Below are 17,847 nucleotides of genomic sequence, written 5' to 3'. Positions count from 1 at the left end.
TTGCGCGCCCTTCGATTTCGCACGCTCTGTGCCACTGGCCGGCGGCCTGTTTGCGATCAAGTCGCGATCAACGAGAAGCGGTGCGGCCTGGGGCCCGGCAAAAAAATTCCTAGGCCCGCCAAAGGGCCGCCGGACGAGGTTCAGGTGGCCGCTTTTGCACTCGATTGAGGCACCCGCCATGCAATCAATGCACCCGATCAATGGACCTGCATGCACGCGATCAATGCATCCGGGCCAGAGAAGCCCGGCACGCTTCATGCGTCGAATGTGCTGCGCCCATGCAATCAACCCATGCGATCAACCACCCCATGAGCAAGACCACCCAGCAATGGCAAAAGCGCCTGGAGAGCAGCAACAAGCCGGCCTACCTGCTGCTGGCCGACCTGATCGCCGACGACATCCGCACCGGCCGCCTGATCGCGCGCGACAAGCTGCCCACGCTGCGCGACCTGGCGGCCGATCTGCATCTCAACTACACGACCGTTGCACGCGGCTATGCAGAGGCGCGCAAGCGCGGGCTGATCGATTCGCGCTCGGGCACCGGCACCTTCATCCGCGGCGGCAGCCCGAGCCTTCCACTGCGCGGCGGTGGCGGCGCCGAAATGACGATGAACCTGCCGCCCGAGCCGCAGGATGCGGCGCTGCTGGAACGAATGAGCGAGAGCGCCGGCCGCGTCATGGCCGAAGCCGGCATGTACGAACTGCTGCGCTATCAGGACTTCGGCGGCACGGCGCGCGACCGCGAAGCCGGCATGCAGTGGATCCGGCCCCGCGTTCCCGATTGCCGGCTGGACCAGATCCTCGTGTGCCCCGGCATCCACAGCGTGCTCACCGCGCTGTTCTCGCAGCTCGCGCGACCGGGCGAGCTGATCTGCGTGGAAGCGCTGACCTACCCCGGCGTGAAGGCGATCGCGACCCAGCTCGGCATCCAGCTGCATGCCCTGCCGCTCGACGAGGAGGGGCCGATGGGCGAGTCCTTCGAGCATGCCTGCAAGACGCTGCGACCGAAGGCGCTGTACTGCAACCCCACGCTCAACAACCCGACCACGGCCACCATGTCGCGCGCACGCCGCGAGGCGCTGGCCGACATCGCGCTGCGCTACGCCATTCCGATCATCGAGGACGACGCCTACGCGATGCTGCCGCGGCAGGTGCCGCCCGCCATCGCCACCCTGGCGCCGGAACTGACCTACTACATCACCGGCTTCTCGAAGACCCTGGGCGCGGGCCTGCGCAGCGCCTACGTGCGCTCCCCCGGCGCGCGGCAGTCGCAGCGGCTGGCCGGCGCGATGCGCGCGACCACCGTGATGTCATCGCCCATCACGAACGCGCTGACCACGCTGTGGGTGGAAGACGGCACGGCCGACGCCATGCTGCAGGCCATCCGCGCCGAGTCCACCGTCCGGCAGGCCCTGGCCAGCCGGCACCTGGGCGCGCACGGCATCGCCGCGCAGAGCGAGGGCTTCCATCTGTGGCTGCCGCTTTCCTCCGCCTGGAGCCCGGTCGAGTTCGCTTCCTACCTGCGCACGCAGAACGTCGGCGTGGTCGCCAGCGCGGCCTTCTCCACCGACGGCACCCCGCCGGAGGCGGTGCGCATCTGCCTCGGCGGGCCGATGTCGCGGGAGGCGTGCGACCACGCGCTGCGCCTGATCGCCGACACGCTGGCCCATCCGCTGCATCCGCACGCCACGGTGATGTAGCGCCCTGTAGGCCAACGCCCACGTGCGCGCATTGCCTTCTCCGGCAGGGCGGGAGGGAGGCGACGGCTAACCTGCTTGCACATTCAGTTCCTCCTCCCGGCGCTACGGCGCCGTTGCACAGCGCCCAACGGGGCGCTGTTTTTTTGCTGGCTGCTCAGTGCGTCTGGCGGCGCAGCGCCTGCACGTCGGCATGCAGCGAAAGCGCCCAGGCGCGGCGATCGCGGCCCCAGGCAGGCTGGGGCTCGCCGAAGCGCACGATCGCCAGCAGCGGCGGCGCCTTCAGCACCTGCCACAGCGAGCTGGCCAGGTTGTCGTCGTCGATGTAGCGCGGCGCCTGGCTGGTTTCGCCGGTGGCGGCATCGGCAAAACGCAGCGCGATGGGCTGCACCGGCGCGCCCGAGGAGATGGCGGCCTGCAGCAGGTTGGCGTGGAAGGGCAGCACGCTGCTGCCGTCGCTGGTGGTGCCCTCGGGGAACACCGCGATCAGGTCGCCGTTCTTCAGCGCCTCGGTCATGTGGTGCACCACGCGCAGCGCATCGCGGCGGCGTTCGCGCTCGATATACAGAGAGCCGGCACCGTTCGACAGCGTGCCGATCAGCGGCCAGTACTGCACGTTCGCCTTGGAGACGAAACGCACGTGGCGCGCCGCGTGGATGGCGAGGATGTCGAGCCACGAGAGGTGGTTGCTCACCATCAGCACCGGCCCGTGGGTCGGCGGCGTGCCCTGCACCACGAGGCGGATGCCCATCAGGGTCAGCATGCGCTCGGCCCACTGCTGCACGCGCTGCTCGCGCTCCGCGGGCGAGAGCTTGTGGAATTGGCTGCGGATGGTCCACCAGCCGACATGCGCGTGAGCCAGGGCGCGCACCAGCTTCAGGAAGGCGGACAGGGCCTGCATCGCGCGGTGTTCCCCCGGTCAGCCGTGGACCAGCCGTCCGCCCACCAGCGTGAAGCGCGCCTGCCCGCGCAGCGCGTAGCCGCCGAAGGGCGTGTGCTTGCCCTGGCTGCGCAGCGCCTCGGGCCGTACCTGCCATTCGAGCGCGGGATCGACGACGCAGAGGTCGGCGGCCAGGCCCGGCGACAGCCGGCCCGCTTCCTCGACGCCGATCAGCTTTGCCGGCGCCGCGCTCACGACCTCGATCGCGCGCGCCAGTCCGGCGCCGCTCTGCTCGCCCCATTGCAAGGCCAGCGGCAGCAGCAGTTCGAGCCCCGTCGCGCCCGGCTCGCTTTCGGCGAAAGGCAGGGTCTTGGCATCGGCCTCCACCGGCGTGTGGTCGGACACCAGCGCGTCGATGGTGCCGTCGGCCAGCCCGGCGGAAAGCGCATCGCGGTCGCGCTGCTGGCGCAGCGGCGGGTTGAGCCGCGCGCGGCTGTCGAAGTAGCCGATGTCGGTGTCGGCCAGGTGCAGCGAGTTGATGCTGACGTCGCAGCTGAGCGGCAGGCCTTCGGCCTTGGCGGCGCGCACCAGGGCCACGCCGGCCGCGCTCGACAGGCGGCACAGGTGCACACGCGCGCCGGTGCTGCGCATGAGTTCGACGATGGTGAAGATCGCGATCGTTTCGGCCGCGACCGGCACGCCGGCCAAGCCGAGCCGCGTGGCGAGCGGGCCGCTGGCGGCCACGCCCTTGCCCAGGTCGCGGTCCTGCGGGCGCAGCCACACGGTGTAGCCGAAGGTGCTGGCGTAGAGCAACGCGCGCTGCAGCACCTGCGTGTTACCCAGCGGGATGTCGGCCTGGCCGAAGCCGATGCAACCGGCCTCGGTGAGCTCGGCCATTTCGGTGAGCACTTCACCGGCGAGGCCGCGCGTGAGCGCGCCGAGCGGGAACAGGCGCGCGCTCTGCATCTTCTCGGCGCGGAACTTGAGCATCTCGACCAGGCCGGGCTCGTCGAGCACGGGGTCGGTGTCGGGCGGGCAGACCAGGCTGGTGACGCCGCCGGCCACCGCCGCGGCCATCTCGCTTTCGAGCATGCCTTCGTGCTCGTAGCCGGGTTCGCGCAGCCGCGCGGCCAGGTCGACCAGGCCGGGCACGACGAGGCAGCCCTGGGCATCGAGCGTGCGGTCGGCGCGGAAGTCGGCGGGTGTGCTGCCGATGGCGAGCACCTTGCCGTCGGCGATGGCCACGTCGGCCTGGCGGTCGATGCCCGACGCAGGATCGATGACGCGCCCATTGGTGATCAGGATTTTCATGCTTCGTTTCCGGCGACGATGCTCATCACGGCCATGCGCACCGCGATGCCGAATGTGACCTGCGGCAGGATCACGCTCTGCCGGCCGTCGACCACGGCCGAGTCGATCTCGACGCCGCGGTTGATCGGCCCCGGATGCATCACGATCGCATCGGGCTTGGCGAGCTGCAGCTTCTCGGGCGTGAGGCCGTAGGTCTTGAAGAATTCCTGCGACGAAGGCAGCAGCGCGCCGCTCATGCGCTCGTTCTGCAGCCGCAGCATGATGATCACGTCGCAGTCCTTGATGCCTTCCTCGAGCGTGTGGCACACGCGCACGCCCATCTGCGCCATATCGCCCGGCACCAGCGTCTTGGGGCCGACCACGCGCACCTCGGCGCAGCCCAGCGTGGTGAGGCCGTGGATGTCGGAGCGCGCCACGCGCGAGTGCAGCACGTCGCCGACGATCGCCACCGTGAGGTTGGAAAAGTCCTTCTTGTAGTGGCGGATCGTGTACATGTCGAGCAGCCCCTGCGTCGGGTGCGCGTGGCGGCCGTCGCCGGCATTCACCACGTGCACGTGCGGGGCGACATGTTGCGCGATCAGGTAGGGCGCACCCGATTCGCTGTGGCGCACCACGAACAGGTCGGCCGCCATCGCGCTCAGGTTGGCGATGGTGTCGAGCAGCGATTCGCCTTTGGTCGCCGACGAGCGCGCGATGTCGAGGTTGATGACGTCGGCCGACAGCCGCTTGGCCGCGATCTCGAAGGTGGTGCGGGTGCGCGTCGAGTTCTCGAAGAAGAGGTTGAACACGCTCTTGCCGCGCAGTAGCGGCACCTTCTTCACCTCGCGGTCGCTCACGCTGGTGAAGTTGGCGGCGGTGTCGAGGATGTGGGTGACGATGTCCTTCGGCAGACCCTCGATCGAGAGCAGGTGGATCAGCTCGCCGTTCTTGTTGAGTTGGGGGTTGCGTTTATAGAGCATCAGGCTTTTTCCACTTTGAAGCTGAATACGCCTTTGTCGTCATGCGCGAGGGCGAGCGATTGCTCGGCGGGTAGCTCGAGCTTGGCCGCGGCGAAGTCGGCCGCCACCGGCAGCTCGCGCCCGCCGCGGTCGACCAGCACCGCCAGCCGCACGCAGGCTGGCCGGCCGAAGTCGAACAGCTCGTTGAGCACCGCGCGCAGGGTGCGGCCGGTGTAGAGCACGTCGTCGAGCAGCAGCACGTCGGCGCCATTGACGTCGAAGGGCAGATGGGTCTGCGCGCTCGCGGCCAGGCCCCTGCGCGCGAAGTCGTCGCGGTGCATGGCCGAGGAGATGGTGCCGGGCGCGCCCGGCAGCCCCAAGTCCTTCTGCAGCCGCTCGACCAGCCAGGCACCGCCGGAGGTGATGCCGACCGGGCGGGTGTCGGGCCGCATCAGGGATTTCACGCCGCGCAGCAGCTCGAGGTAGAGCGCTTCGGCGTCGGGAATGGAGTTCACGGAAGGCTCCTCAGGAACTGTTCAAGAATGATGCAGGCCGACGCGGCATCGGCATCGCGCGCACCCGAGGCCAGCGCCTCGGTTGTGCTGTAGCGCTCGTCGACCTCGTAGACGGGCAGCCCGAAGCGGCCTCTCAGCTGGCGGGCGAAGCGCTGGGCGGCCCGGGTGTTGTCGTGCGGCGCGCCGTCGGGGTGGTAGGGAACGCCGACCACCAGAGCGTCGGGCTGCCACTCGCGGATGCGGGCTTCGACCTGGGCAAAGCGTGCGTCGCCCTCGGCCTTGATGGTGGCTTGCGGCGTGGCGCTCTTCAACAGCCGGTTGCCGCTCGCGACACCGGTGCGCTTCTGCCCGAAGTCGAAGGCCAGGAAGCTTTGGAAATGGGAGGGAACGGAAGCAGGAGGGGCAGCGCTGTCAGGCATCGCCAAAACCCTCACGCATGCCCCGCGTCGGGCGACAGCGTCCAGGCCTCGAGGCCCAGCAGCGACAGGGCCCGGTCGTAGCGCTGCTCGATCGGCGTGTCGAAGATCACCGCCGGGTCGGCAACCACCGTGAGCCAGCTGTTCTCGGCCAGTTCGGATTCGAGCTGGCCCTCGCCCCAGGCCGCGTAGCCGAGCGAGACCAGCACCTTGCGCGGGCCGGCGCCGGTGGCCAGGGCCTCCAGCACGTCCTTGGAAGTGGTCATCTCCAGCCCGCCGGGAATGGTCATGGTCGAGGCGTAGACGGATTCGTTGGGCCTCTCGGCATCGGAGAACACCGGCTCATGCAGCACGAAGCCGCGCTCGGTCTGCACCGGGCCGCCCTGGAACACGGGCGCGCTGCCGAGCTCGGGGCGCGAGAGGTGAAGCTCGATCTTCTCGAACAGCACCTTGAGATTGATGTCGCTGGGCTTGTTGATCACCAGGCCGAGCGCGCCGCGCTCGCTGTGTTCGCAGAGGTAGACCACGCTGCGGCTGAAGGCCTTGTCTTCCAGCCCCGGCATCGCAATCAGGAAGTGATGCGTGAGGTTCATCGGGGCAGAATCGGAGGCCATGCCGCCGATTTTACTGGCCGTCGACAAAAGCTATCCCAAGGGCCTGATGTGGTTCCGCCGCGACCTCCGGGTGGACGACAACGCGGCGCTCTACCACGCGCTGCGCAATTGCCGGCAAGTGGTCTGCGTGTTTGTCTTCGACCGCGCGATCCTCGATGCGCTGCCGCGCGTGGACCGGCGCGTGGAATTCATCCGCGAATCGCTGGTCGAGCTCGATGCCGAGCTGCGCGCGCTGGGCGGCGGGCTGATCGTGCGCCACGCGGTGGCCGAGGACGAAATCGCGCCGCTGGCGCGCGCGCTGGATGTGCAGGCCGTGTTCGCGAACCGCGACGACGAGCCCAACGCCCTCGCGCGCGACGCCAAGGTTTTCGGCGCGCTCGCCAATGCCGGCATCGCCTTCCACACCCACAAGGACCAGGCCGTCTTCGAACGCGACGAGCTGCTGACCCAGACCGGCCAGCCTTACACGGTATTCACGCCCTACAGGCGCGCCTGGCTGGCCAAGGTCGATGCCTTCTATCTGAAGCCCTACCCCGCGCGCGGCTACGCCGATGCGCTCGCGCCCGCGCCGGAGAAATTCGGCGCGCCGGTGCCGACACTGGCGGAGATCGGCTTCGAGCCCAGCAATCTGGCCGAGCTCGACATCCCGACCGGCAGCCAGGGCGCCGCCGCACTGGTGGGCGACTTCTTCCAGCGCATCGACCGCTACGACACGGCGCGCGACTACCCCGCGGTGCGCGGCCCCAGCTACCTGGGCGTCCACCTGCGCTTCGGCACGGTCTCGATCCGGCAGCTCGCGGGCATGGCGCACCAGCTCTCGCAGCAGGGCGGCGCGGGCGCCGCGACCTGGCTCGGCGAGCTGATCTGGCGCGACTTCTATTTCCAGATCCTGGCCCACCATCCGCATGTGGCCGAGGGCGGCGAGTCGCGCAGCTTCAGGCCGGAGTACGACAAGATCCAGTGGCATCACGGCAAGCACGCCGACCTGCTGTTCGACGCCTGGTGCCAGGGCCAGACCGGCTACCCGCTGGTCGACGCCGCGATGGCGCAGATCAACCAGAGCGGCTACATGCACAACCGGCTGCGCATGGTGGCGGCCAGCTTTCTGTGCAAGGACCTCGGGCTGGACTGGCGGCGCGGCGAGCGCTACTTCGCGCTGCACCTCAACGACTTCGAGCTGTCGTCGAACAACGGCGGCTGGCAGTGGGCGAGCTCCAGCGGCTGCGATGCGCAGCCCTACTTCCGGATCTTCAATCCCGTGACGCAAAGCGAGCGCTTCGACCCCGAAGGCAAGTTCATCCGCCGCTACCTGCCGCAGCTCGCGAAGCTGCCCAACGCGGCGATCCACGCGCCATGGACCGCCAAGCCGCTGGAGCTGGAAGCGGCCGGGGTGAAGCTGGGCGAGAACTATCCGAAGCCGATCGTCGACCACGCCGAAGCGCGGGAGCGGACGCTGCTGCGCTATGGGGTGGTGCGCCAGGCGCTCGACAAGAGAAAGGGCAGCGCCTGAGGGCCCTGCCCCATCCGGCTCAAGCCGCCATCGCCACCGGCACCTCGGCGCTGGTGTAGCTGCGCACCAGCCGCAGCAGCTCTTCTTCGGAGTAGGGCTTGCCGAGGTAGTGGTTGACGCCCAGCGCACGCGCGTGATCGCGGTGCTTCTCGGCGATGCGCGAGGTGATCATGATGATCGGCAGGCCGGCCAGCGACTCGTCGGCGCGGATGTTGCGCGCGAGGTCGAAGCCGTCCATGCGCGGCATCTCGATGTCGGACAGCACCACGGCCGGCCGTTCCTGCTGCAGGCGTTCGAGCGCCTGCAGGCCGTCGGCCGCCAGCGACACGCGGTAGCCTTCGCGCTGCAGCAAGCGCTGCGTGACGCGCCGCACCGTGATCGAGTCGTCGACCACCAGCACCAGCGGAATCTGCGGCGCCGGCTGGGGCAGCGCGGGTTCTGCGCTGCGCACGCCCTGCGACGACGACGCCGCCGCTGCGCCCTTGGCCTGAAGCTGGCGCGCTTTCTCGCCATGCACCGCGGCCAGCGCGACGGGGTTGTAGATCATCGCCACCGCACCGGAAGCCAGCACCGAGATGCCAGCCATGCCCGGCAGCCGCGAGAGCTGCGGCCCGAGGTTCTTGACCACGACTTCCTGGTTGCCCAGCACTTCGTCCACGTGCAGCGCCACGCGCTGCTGCGCGCTGCGCACCATGACGATGGTGTTGGTCTTGCCGATTGCGCGGTCGCTGCGCGCCGAGGACTGCAGCAATGCGCCGGCCCAGAAGAAAGGCACCTGCTCGCCGGCGAAGGCATAGCGCTGGTTGAGGTACGCGGTTTCGAGTTCGGAGCCGCTGGCGCGCTGAACCAGTTCCACCAGGTTGGACGGCACGCCGATCGAGGTGGCGCCGGTGCGCAGCATGACCACGTGGGTCACGGCGGTGGTCAGCGGCAGCACGAGCTTGAAGCTGGTGCCCTCGCCCGGCTTGCTCTGGGTTTCGATGCGGCCGCCGAGCGCCGCGATCTGCGCGCGCACCACGTCCATGCCGATACCACGGCCGGCCAGCTCCGACACCTGCTCGGCTGTCGAGAAGCCGGGCTGGAAGATCAGTTCGGCGGCCTCGTCTTCGCTGAGCTTCTGGCCTTGGGCGATCAGACCCAGGGACTGCGCGCGCTCGACGATGCGCTTGTGGTTGAGGCCCGCGCCGTCGTCGCGGAAGCTCACCGAGACGTCGTTGCCCTCGTGGTGCAGGTCGATGACGATCAGGCCGCTGGCATCCTTGCCGGCCTTCTCGCGCGCCGCCACGTCCTCGATGCCGTGCGCGACGCAGTTGCGCAGCAGATGCTCGAAGGCGGGCGTCATGCGGTCCAGCACGCCCCGGTCCATCTCGATCGAGCCGCCGACGATGTCCAGGCGCACCTGCTTGCCGGTGTCCTTGGAGGCCTGCCGCACCACGCGATAGAGACGCTCGGAAATGCCTTCGAACTCGACCATGCGCGTGCGCAGCAGCCCGCGCTGGAGTTCGCGCGTCTGGCGCGCCTGCGCGCTGAGGTCGTCTTCGGTCGCCTGCACGGTCTTCTGGAGCGTGCGCTGGACGGTCGCCACGTCGTTGACCGACTCGGCCATCATGCGCGTGAGTTCCTGCACGCGCGTGAAGCGGTCGAACTCGAGCGGGTCGAAGCCCTGCTGCGAGTCCTTGGCCTGCGCCAGGCGCGATTGCATCTGGCTTTCGGCCTGGACCTCGATGTCGCGCAGCTGCTGGCGCAGGCGGTCCAGGTTGCCGGTGAGGTCGCCCAGCGAGCTGCGCAACTGGCCCAGTTCGGCCTCGAGCCGCGAGCGCGTGATGATGACCTCGCCGGCCTGTGCCACCAGGCGGTCGAGCAGGTGGGTGCGAATGCGCACTGCCTGGCTCGAGATGGTGCGCAGCGGCGTGAGCGCGGACGGCGAGGGCAGCGCCACCGCGCGGCGCGCTGTATCGGCCTCGGCGACGGGTGCCGGCTCGGGCGTGCCTGCCTTCGGCTCGGCCGTGTCGGCTCGCGCTTCTGCTGCGGCCGATACGGCGGGCGCTGCCGGAGCGGCAGCGACCACCCGCTGCACCAGCTCGGTCTGGATGGCGTCGTCGGCGGCACGCAGCCCGTCGAAGGTGACCTGCAGCGTGTCGAAGCGGGTCAGCAAGTGCTCGATCGCCTGGCGGTCCGCACCCTCGGCGCTGATCGCCTCGATCTCGGATTCCATGCGGTGGGCACGTTCGCCCAGTCGCATGGCGCCGGCCAGCCGGGCACTGCCCTTGAGCGTGTGCAAGGTGCGCAGCGTGGAGGCGCGGGGCGCCGGATCGTCGAGATGCTGCGACCACTCGCGCAATGCCGTGCCGAGCTGAGGCAGCAGTTCGGCCGCCTCTTCCTCGAAGATCGGGAACAGGTCGACGTCGATCACGTCGGTGACGTCGATCGCGTCCTCGGAATCGTCGAGCGCCACATCGGCCACGGCGAAGCGCAACGAGGCTGCGGACCCGATCGCCGCTTCGCCCATGTCGAGCGGCATCGGCGAGGCGGCGACATCGCGCAGCGCGCGCATGGTTTCTTGGGCGGGCTCGTGCAGGAAGCCGGCGGCGAACTGGTGCAGCAGGCGCCGCAACTCTTCGGCCGCCGTCACCAGCACGGCGCCCTGCGCCGGCGTGCCGCGGCCCTGCATGTGCAGATGCTGCAGCGCCGCCTCGATCGAGCGCGCCATGTCCGACAGGCCCTGGAAGCCCACGGTCGCGGAACTGCCGGCGAGCGAATGGGCGAGCCCGATGGTCGAGTCCGACACGCGTTCGTGCGATTCGAGCGCCCACTCGCCGACCTCGATGGCCAGCTGGCGCGACCATTCGTCGGCTTCGTTGAGATAGACGTTGTAGAGCGCGATGCCGATGCGAAGCGGGCCGATCACCTTGACCTGGTCGTCGGCGCTCGGTGCGGCCGGACGCTCGGGCTCGGCTTCGGGCTCCGCGCTTGCCGCAACCGCCTCGGGTTCTGCTTGCAGCGCTTGCGGCAGTTCTTCCAGCGCCTCCTCGGCGACCGCCGGGGCTTCGGGCTCCGGCATGGCTTCAGGCTCGACGTGCAGCGCCTGTGCCGGCTCCGGCGTCGGCTCGGATTCCGCCACTGGGGCCGGGATCGAGGCAGGAGCCTCGAAGACGGGCTCGGCCGGCAGCGCCAGCGCCGGCTCGATCGAGACGTGCGCGGTTTCGAGGAAGTCGATTTCTTCGAGCTCGGCCGGCGGCACGGGCTCTTCCAGCGCAGGGGCCGGCTTGACTTCGAAATCGAGGAAATCGGTCGAGGCGAAGTCGTCGGCGGAGGTGGTGGCGGAAGGAGGCACCGGCTCCGGCACGGCCTCGCTCGGCGCCTCGAAAGCCATCGGCGCCATGTCGAGTTCGAGCTCGGGCAGTTCCGGCAGGGGCAGCGGTTCGGGCTGCGCGTCGGGCGCAGCCTTGGCCTCGGCCATCGTTTCTTCGGCCGCGATGTGGCGCGCCGCTGCCACCAGGGCTTCGGCATCGGCCACGCGCGCCGGCGGCGCGATCGGCTCACCCGTGCGCAAGGCTTCCGCCACGCCGCGGAAGGGTGCGGATTGCCAGCCGTGCGGCTCGTTGGCAGCGATGGCTTCGACCCACTTGGCGAAGTCCGTCAGTGCGCGCTTGGTGCCGGCAAGCAATTCGGGCGTAGCCGGACGCTGGTCGGCCAGCCAGGTGTTGAGCACCTGCTCAAAGGACCAGGCAGCCTCGCCGAAATCCATCAGCCCGACCATGCGCGAGCTGCCCTTGAGGGTGTGGAAGGCGCGCCGCAGCACGGTCAGCTCGCCGTTGTCGTCCGGCTGCGCGCCGAGCGCTGACACGGCAGCCAGGCCGTTATGCAACACCTCGCGGGCCTCGTCGAGGAAGATGTTCTGGAGATCGTCTTCCTCGAGCTCCGTCACTTCGGTGTCGGGCAGGGCCTCCAGCGGTGCGGGGCCGGTGATCTTGGCGGTCCAGCTCGCGGTGGCCTTGCTGAATTCCTCGATCGGCGAAGGCGCCTTGCGGGTCGGGCCGGCCAGCGCGGCGAGCTTGGCAGCGATCTGCGCATCGACTTCCTCGACGCTCAGCACGGTGTCGGTGACCGAGACGGGTCCCGATGCGGAGGCAAAGGAAACCGGCGCCGTCGCTTCGGGCTCGGCGGTGTCGTTGGCCTGGCGGCCCATCAGCGGCTTGAGTTCGCCGGCTTCGCTGTCGAACACGAACAGGCGCTTGGCCAGCGCCGGCTGGTAGCCGAGCATGTCGATCAGGAAGCCCAGCGCGCCGAGGTTGTTGCCGAGCGCATCGAAATCGCTGGCTTCGGTGGCGGCGGCTTCCTCGGCCAGCAGTTGGTCGACGTTCTCGCGCATACGCTGCACGGTCTGCGCGGCCTGGTCGAGGCCGAGCACCGAGAACACGCCGCGCATCTGCAGCAGCTGGGTCGGTACCGCACGCAGCACGCTCTTGTCGGCCGGGCGGCGGAAGAACTGGTCGAGCGACTTCTCGAGTTCGCTCAGGTGGGCGCGCAGTTCGCCGACCACCGTGCCCATGGTCTGGCGGTCGCTCACGCGGCGATAGAGCTCCTCCATCCACGGCTCGAGCGGTTCCGAACGGCCGCCTTCGCGTACGCGTTCGATGCGGCCGGCCAGTTGCACCGTGCGGGCCGTCAATTGCCGGTCGTGCGGATCGAGATCTTCGAAGGCGGCTTCGAGATAGAGGACCGAGGTCGCGACTTCCATCGCCAGCTCGGTGGCCGGCGGCTTGCCCGAACGCAGCGAGGCGTCGACTGCATTGTTCAGGGCCTGCACCATCGGCAGGCTCGGCGGATGCAGCTTCTGCAGCGATTCGCCGAGCTGGGCGAAGGTGTCGGCCACCTGCCGCGTGCGCGAAACGTCGCCGCCCGAGAGCGCCGACCACATTTCCTTGGCGGCCTCGATGCGCTTGCGTGCCTGCGCGAGTACCAGCGGGTCGAAGCGGCCGAATTGTTCGATCGCGTAGTCGACCTTCTGCTCGTTGGCCACGCCCCAGGCGACGCGCACCGCGCGCAGCGTGGCGGCTTCGTCGCGCGGGCCGGGCACGGCTTGCGCGCAGAAGAACAGCAGGTCCTGGCCGAGGCGGTCCGACACCGTGTTGTCGCCGCGCGCCAGGGTGGCGTACTGCAGCAGCACGCGCGAGGCCGCGCGCTTCACATGGGCATCGGTCGGAATCAGCGACAGCGCCAGGGCTTCGAAGAAGCCGGCCGCGAGGGTCCAGAAACTGGCGACGCGCGGCACCGAGGCGCCGCGCCCCAGGCCCAGGCACAAGGCCTGAAGGCGCCGCGCGGCATGGTCGTCGCCGCTCTTGACGATCTTGAGCACTTCACGGTCGAGCTTGGAGCGGACCGCCGGGTCGTACACCAGCGCGGTCTGCGTCGGCGCCGGCTTGATCTCGACCCAGCGCCAGCTCATGCTCCACAGGTCGGCCGGGTGGACGCGTTCGTTGCCGACCAGTTCCAGCACGTCGCGGTACTGGGGGAACAGCGCGACCGAGGACACGGTCTTGCCCGCCAGCAGCGCATTGAGGAAATCGGTGGCGGCGAAGCCCGCGCGGTCGATCTTGTGGACGGCGGCTTCGGTGCAGCGCGCCGGCTCCGTGATGAAGCTCTGGACCGCGAACTCCATCGCGCCCAGCACCAGCGCCGGCGCCGTATGGCCCACCATCTGCAGCGCACCGACGGCTTGGTGCAGCTGCTGCCGCGCCAAGCGCAGCGGCGTGGTGTCGGTCTCCGGGGCGCTGCCGGCCTCGCGGGCAAAGCGCCGCAGCGTCTTACTGACGTTGTCGAGCGACTTCTGGATTTCTCCGAGCACCCAGGCCAGCGGCCCGAGATCTTCGGTGGCTGGCGCGTTGCCAGCTACTGGGGCGGTGGCAGGGCTTTGAATCGACACGTTCTGCGCTCGGCGTTCAGACAATCTTGAAACGTGACACCGACTGGCGCAGTTCCTCGGCCATGTGCGAGAGCTCGCGGACCTGCTGCGCGGTGGTGCGCGTACCTTCGCCGGTCTGCTCCGTCACGGCGAAAATGTGCTGGATGTTGGCTGCCACGACGTTGGCCGAATCGGCCTCGCGGGACGCGGACTGCGAGATCTGCTCGATCAGCTCGGCGAGGCGGCGCGACACGCGGTCGATCTCGGACAGCGCGGTACCGGCGTTGTCGGAGAGCTTGGCCCCTTCCACCACACCCTGCGTGGAGCGCTCCATGGCGCCGACCGCATCCTGCGTGTCGGTCTGAATGGCCTTCACCAGCGCCGAGATCTGACGCGTGGCGTCCGCCGAGCGTTCGGCCAGTCGCTGCACTTCTTCCGCCACCACCGAGAAGCCGCGGCCGGCCTCGCCGGCCGACGCGGCCTGGATGGCGGCGTTGAGCGCCAGCACGTTGGTCTGTTCGGTAATGTCCGAGATCAGCTCGGTGATTTCACCAATCTCCTGCGAGGATTCGCCGAGGCGCTTGATGCGCTTGGAGGTTTCCTGGATCTGGTCGCGGATCGAGTTCATGCCGCCGATCGCGTTCTGCACGGCCTGCAGGCCGGAGGAAGCGGCTTCCAGCGACTGGCGCGCCACCGTGGCCGACTCTTGCGCTTGCGAGGACACGCCGTTGATTCGCTCGGCCATCGTCAGCACCGACTGGCCGGTTTCGCGAATCTCGCGCAGCTGTTCGGTCGAGGCAGCGAGCAGCTCGGTCGAGGTGCTTTCCACCTGCGACGTCGTCTGCGCCACACGCGTGGCCGTGTTCTGCACGTTGCCCACCAGCAGGCGAAGTTCTTCCACCGTGTAGTTCACCGAGTCGGCGATGGCGCCCGTGATGTCTTCGGTCACCGTGGCTTCCTGCGTCAGATCGCCTTCGGCCACCGTTTGCAGTTCGTTCATGAGCCGCAAAATGGCCGCCTGGTTGGCGGCATTGACGCGGCCCGCGTCTTCGCTCGCGCGCTCGGCAGCGAGGCGTTCGCGCTCGGCAGCCAGCGCACGTTCGCGGCCTTCGCGCACCTGCACGAAACCGATCGCACCGGCCAGCGCCAGCGCGGCCAGCGACAGCACGAACAGCATCACCACCGTGCCGGCGCCGAGGCCGGTGCGGGCAGAGAGCTTGTCCTGCAGGTCGCCGAGCGAGGTGCGCAGCGGTTCGCTGTCGGCCAGGATGGCGGCCTGCGCTTCGCGCGCGGCGACCAGGCCCTGGAGGTTGCCCAGAATGGCGCCGGCTTGCGTGCGCGTCTGTTCGTAGGTCTTGAGGATGGCCTCGAGCTGCTGGCGCGTCTGCGGATCGCGCGAGCCGGGCAGGCGCTGCTGGGCATTGCCCTCGAGCAGGCCGCGCGTGACTTCCTGGAAGGTATTCAGGTCCTTGCCGAGCAGGAACACGGCGTCGGGGCTCACGCCTTCGACCGTGAGGAACTCGTTGGCCGACTTGCCGATGCGCTGTGTCAGCATCACCAGCTGGCCGGCGGCCGAGATCTCCGGCAGGCTGGCGTTCTGCTGCATCTTGAGCGAGGCCACGGTCTCGGTCATTTCGAGCAGATCCGAAGACTGGCGATTGATGTCGCGCAGCGCGTTACCGACCTGCGTCAGGATCTGCTGCTGGGCCAGCACGGCCTTGGCGCTCTTGTCCGCGCGCTCGACCAGCGGCGTGATCTTGCCGAGCTCGGCGTCGTACTGGCCGCCCACGCGCTCCAGCTTGAGCGAATCGTCGCCGTTCGCCAGGCCCTGCACGCGCCGCGTGAGGTCATCCGAGCTGTCCTTGACTTCCGCGAAGGCGGGAACGTTGCCCACCAGCGCCTGCGAGACCGACTTGGCGAGACGCTGCGACTGCATCAGCGACTGGCCGGTGGCCGCGACCTGTTGCGCCAGCCGTTCGGCGCGCAGGATGGCGGAGCCGGCGACGAGCAGCAGCAACAGCACCACGGTCGCGAGCACGATCGCGAGCACGCGCTGCTGGCGCGCCGGGTTCGAGCGCAGAGAGCGCACCGCGCCCGCGGGTCCCGGCGGAACCGCACCCTGTGTTTCGGCCTGCACCGGTTCATCGAGGCTGCCGGCCGGCGCCTGGTCGTTGGCGGCGTCCATGGCGAGGACCGCGTCCGGCTTCGGCTCGGGCGCCGAATCGCGTCGGATGCGCACCGTCTTTTCTTCGGGCGGCTGCAGCGTTTCGACGCTGTCGAGCGACAGTGTCGAAGCGCTGTCGACGCGCAGCGTGCCGTTGTCGCCCGCAGGCAGGAATTTCTTGAACTTGTCGGCGATCGAGCTCACGGTCGGTCCTTCAGGTAGTGATCGGTGCCAAGCGTTCCGCTCAGGCGCCGATGCTCAAAAATTGAGGTTGCTGGGATAGCGCCTGCAGGTTGATTTCCTGCCAGCGCCCGCCGGCGGCGTCGGTGTACGAATGTCCCAGCCAGGCCGGGGCGTCGCCATCCGGGGCCTGCGATTCGGTGAAGGCTTCGACGCCGCGCAGACCGACCAGCCGGTCGATCAGCAAGGCGCAATTGACTTCAAGCATCTCGTTGAGTGCAACGAGGCGTGATTGGGCGCGCGCCGCTTCGCTCTGCACGGGTGCAGCGGCCGAGCCCGAGGCGAAAGTGGAAAGCTGCACGATGCCGTACAGCCCGCCGCGCAGGTTGGCAACGCCCAGGAACCAAGGCTCGGTGTACGGCACGGCCTGCGGGGGCGTCCACGGAAAAATCTCGCCGGCGTGGCCGAGAGGAAACAGGTACTTCGACTCGCCCGCCTCCACGGCGAGCCACGAAGCGGAAACGCCCGAGGTGCGCGCCGCCTGCAGGCGGCTGGCAAGCCGGGACTGGAATGCGCGGAGAGCGTCGCGGTTGGCCATGTACGGAGAACTGTCGGATCAGGCGAGCGCGCTGATCTTTGCCATCAGCTCGGCGGCATTGACCGGCTTCACGATGTAGTCGCGGGCACCCTGGCGCATGCCCCAGAGGCGATCGGTTTCCTGGTTCTTGCTCGTGCACATGATGATCGGCACCGATGCGTATTGCGGATTGCGGGCGATCGCGCGCGTGAGCTGGAAGCCGTTCTGGCCCGGCATCACAATGTCCATGAGGATCAGGTCGGGCTGCTCTTCCTCGAGCCGGCGCATCGCGTCCTCGGCATTCTCGGCGGTTTTCACCGAAAAGCCGTTCTTTTGAAGAAGTTCGGTGAGAAAGATCAATTCCGTCTTGGAATCGTCGACCACGAGTACCTTGCGAATAGCCATTACTGCACTTCCTGCGAAACGATGCCGAACTGCTGCACAGCCTGGAGCAGTTGGTCTTTGGTGAAGGGTTTGGTGAGATAGTCCTGCGAGCCGACCATGCGGCCGCGCGCCTTGTCGAACACGCCATCCTTGGAGGAGAGCATCACGACCGGGACATTGGAAAAATGGGCGTTGCGCTTGATGATGGCGCAGGTCTGATAACCGTCGAGGCGCGGCATGAGGATGTCGCAGAAGATGAGGTGCGGCTTGTGATCATTGACTTTCGACAATGCGTCGAACCCGTCTTCGGCCAGCAGGACCTCGTGGCCTCCCTGCTTGAGGAAGATCTCGGCGCTGCGCCGAATGGTGTTGCTGTCGTCGATGACGAGCACCTTGTAACCCGATCCGTTCGCGCTCATTCGCACGCTCCTTTAATACCCCGATGACCGCAACGCCCTCGACGAGGGACGCAAAGAAGCACGCCCTATGCCATGCTTCAGATTTCAACCATTTCGAAGTCTTCCTTGCGCGCCCCGCATTCGGGACAGGTCCAGTTCATCGGAACATCTGCCCATGCCGTGCCGGGCGCAATACCATCTTCTGGCACTCCCACCGCTTCGTCGTAGATCCACCCGCAAATCAGGCACATCCAGGTTTTCGTATTCATCGCAGCTTAAAGTCCCTGTTCATAGAATGCAACGATCGTATCTAAACGTATCACCAAAACCCGTGACAAGCGTCTCAGATATGCCACCA

The 17,847-nt window shown here is 68.4% G+C and carries 14 protein-coding genes; 2 read left to right on the top strand and 12 right to left on the bottom strand.

The features are described from left to right. Window positions 1-308: 308 nt before the first annotated feature. Complete coding sequence (locus tag ACSQ86_RS05110; RefSeq protein WP_093109565.1) at window positions 309-1,700, top strand: PLP-dependent aminotransferase family protein; 1,392 nt, start codon at window positions 309-311, stop codon at window positions 1,698-1,700. 154 nt (window positions 1,701-1,854) lie between these two features. Here the strand turns inward: ACSQ86_RS05110 and ACSQ86_RS05105 are convergent, their stop codons facing one another. The 6 genes from ACSQ86_RS05105 to ACSQ86_RS05080 are packed head-to-tail and all read right to left on the bottom strand — an operon-like array spanning window position 1,855 to window position 6,371. Next, window positions 1,855-2,598 (bottom strand): lysophospholipid acyltransferase family protein, encoded by a 744-nt coding sequence (locus tag ACSQ86_RS05105; RefSeq protein WP_093109564.1) that lies wholly within the window; start codon window positions 2,596-2,598, stop codon window positions 1,855-1,857. 18 nt (window positions 2,599-2,616) lie between these two features. Next, window positions 2,617-3,888 (bottom strand): dihydroorotase, encoded by a 1,272-nt coding sequence (locus ACSQ86_RS05100; RefSeq protein ID WP_436293752.1) that lies wholly within the window; start codon window positions 3,886-3,888, stop codon window positions 2,617-2,619. Further along, a complete protein-coding gene (locus ACSQ86_RS05095; protein WP_093109562.1) occupies window positions 3,885-4,847 on the bottom strand; it encodes an aspartate carbamoyltransferase catalytic subunit in 963 nt (320 codons plus the stop codon). The genes ACSQ86_RS05100 and ACSQ86_RS05095 overlap by 4 nt, the downstream gene beginning before the upstream one ends. Beyond that, window positions 4,847-5,341, bottom strand: coding sequence for a bifunctional pyr operon transcriptional regulator/uracil phosphoribosyltransferase PyrR (pyrR, locus tag ACSQ86_RS05090; protein WP_093109561.1), 495 nt, complete (start codon window positions 5,339-5,341; stop codon window positions 4,847-4,849). The genes ACSQ86_RS05095 and pyrR overlap by 1 nt, the downstream gene beginning before the upstream one ends. Further along, on the bottom strand, window positions 5,338-5,760 hold the full coding sequence (ruvX, locus tag ACSQ86_RS05085) for a Holliday junction resolvase RuvX (protein WP_093109607.1): 423 nt from the start codon (window positions 5,758-5,760) through the stop codon (window positions 5,338-5,340). Before ruvX ends, pyrR begins: the two co-directional genes overlap by 4 nt. 11 nt (window positions 5,761-5,771) lie before the next feature. After that, window positions 5,772-6,371 (bottom strand): YqgE/AlgH family protein, encoded by a 600-nt coding sequence (locus ACSQ86_RS05080; protein ID WP_093109560.1) that lies wholly within the window; start codon window positions 6,369-6,371, stop codon window positions 5,772-5,774. Here ACSQ86_RS05080 and ACSQ86_RS05075 point away from each other — a divergent pair. Then, entirely contained in the window at window positions 6,370-7,881 is a 1,512-nt protein-coding gene (locus ACSQ86_RS05075; protein ID WP_436308557.1) for a cryptochrome/photolyase family protein, read from the top strand. The two genes, ACSQ86_RS05080 and ACSQ86_RS05075, sit on opposite strands and share 2 nt — an antisense overlap. A 19-nt stretch (window positions 7,882-7,900) precedes the next feature. Here ACSQ86_RS05075 and ACSQ86_RS05070 read toward each other — a convergent pair whose 3' ends face one another. The 6 genes from ACSQ86_RS05070 to ACSQ86_RS05045 form a co-directional block, all read right to left on the bottom strand. Next, window positions 7,901-13,807 (bottom strand): Hpt domain-containing protein, encoded by a 5,907-nt coding sequence (locus ACSQ86_RS05070; RefSeq protein WP_436302893.1) that lies wholly within the window; start codon window positions 13,805-13,807, stop codon window positions 7,901-7,903. A gap of 16 nt (window positions 13,808-13,823) precedes the next feature. Continuing rightward, window positions 13,824-15,971: a methyl-accepting chemotaxis protein gene (locus ACSQ86_RS05065; protein ID WP_436306255.1), complete on the bottom strand. Its 2,148-nt coding sequence runs from the start codon at window positions 15,969-15,971 to the stop codon at window positions 13,824-13,826. A gap of 223 nt (window positions 15,972-16,194) precedes the next feature. Continuing rightward, complete coding sequence (locus tag ACSQ86_RS05060; protein ID WP_093109557.1) at window positions 16,195-16,728, bottom strand: chemotaxis protein CheW; 534 nt, start codon at window positions 16,726-16,728, stop codon at window positions 16,195-16,197. An 18-nt stretch (window positions 16,729-16,746) separates the two neighbouring features. Then, entirely contained in the window at window positions 16,747-17,112 is a 366-nt protein-coding gene (locus ACSQ86_RS05055; RefSeq protein WP_093109556.1) for a response regulator, read from the bottom strand. Next, window positions 17,112-17,510 (bottom strand): response regulator, encoded by a 399-nt coding sequence (locus ACSQ86_RS05050; protein ID WP_093109555.1) that lies wholly within the window; start codon window positions 17,508-17,510, stop codon window positions 17,112-17,114. The genes ACSQ86_RS05055 and ACSQ86_RS05050 overlap by 1 nt, the downstream gene beginning before the upstream one ends. Window positions 17,511-17,587: 77 nt before the next feature. After that, window positions 17,588-17,758, bottom strand: a complete 171-nt coding sequence (locus tag ACSQ86_RS05045) for a rubredoxin (RefSeq protein WP_093109554.1) — start codon at window positions 17,756-17,758, stop codon at window positions 17,588-17,590. Window positions 17,759-17,847: the final 89 nt, after the last annotated feature.

The sequence above is a fragment of the Variovorax sp. LjRoot130 genome (assembly GCF_964253755.1).
Taxonomy (GTDB): Bacteria; Pseudomonadota; Gammaproteobacteria; order Burkholderiales; family Burkholderiaceae_C; genus Variovorax.
This window is presented reverse-complemented; position numbering and strand designations above follow the sequence as displayed.

Bases quoted from the DNA above. Each gene is read 5' to 3' on its own strand.
- ACSQ86_RS05045 (WP_093109554.1), bottom strand. From the start codon at position 17,758: ATGAATACGAAAACCTGGATGTGCCTGATTTGCGGGTGGATCTACGAC.
- ACSQ86_RS05080 (WP_093109560.1), bottom strand. From the start codon at position 6,371: ATGGCCTCCGATTCTGCCCCGATGAACCTCACGCATCACTTCCTGATT.
- ACSQ86_RS05065 (WP_436306255.1), bottom strand. From the start codon at position 15,971: ATGGACGCCGCCAACGACCAGGCGCCGGCCGGCAGCCTCGATGAACCG.
- ACSQ86_RS05100 (WP_436293752.1), bottom strand. From the start codon at position 3,888: ATGAAAATCCTGATCACCAATGGGCGCGTCATCGATCCTGCGTCGGGC.
- ACSQ86_RS05055 (WP_093109556.1), bottom strand. From the start codon at position 17,112: ATGGCTATTCGCAAGGTACTCGTGGTCGACGATTCCAAGACGGAATTG.
- ACSQ86_RS05050 (WP_093109555.1), bottom strand. From the start codon at position 17,510: ATGAGCGCGAACGGATCGGGTTACAAGGTGCTCGTCATCGACGACAGC.
- ACSQ86_RS05095 (WP_093109562.1), bottom strand. From the start codon at position 4,847: ATGCTCTATAAACGCAACCCCCAACTCAACAAGAACGGCGAGCTGATC.
- ruvX (WP_093109607.1), bottom strand. From the start codon at position 5,760: ATGCCTGACAGCGCTGCCCCTCCTGCTTCCGTTCCCTCCCATTTCCAA.
- ACSQ86_RS05075 (WP_436308557.1), top strand. From the start codon at position 6,370: ATGCCGCCGATTTTACTGGCCGTCGACAAAAGCTATCCCAAGGGCCTG.
- ACSQ86_RS05110 (WP_093109565.1), top strand. From the start codon at position 309: ATGAGCAAGACCACCCAGCAATGGCAAAAGCGCCTGGAGAGCAGCAAC.
- ACSQ86_RS05105 (WP_093109564.1), bottom strand. From the start codon at position 2,598: ATGCAGGCCCTGTCCGCCTTCCTGAAGCTGGTGCGCGCCCTGGCTCAC.
- ACSQ86_RS05060 (WP_093109557.1), bottom strand. From the start codon at position 16,728: ATGGCCAACCGCGACGCTCTCCGCGCATTCCAGTCCCGGCTTGCCAGC.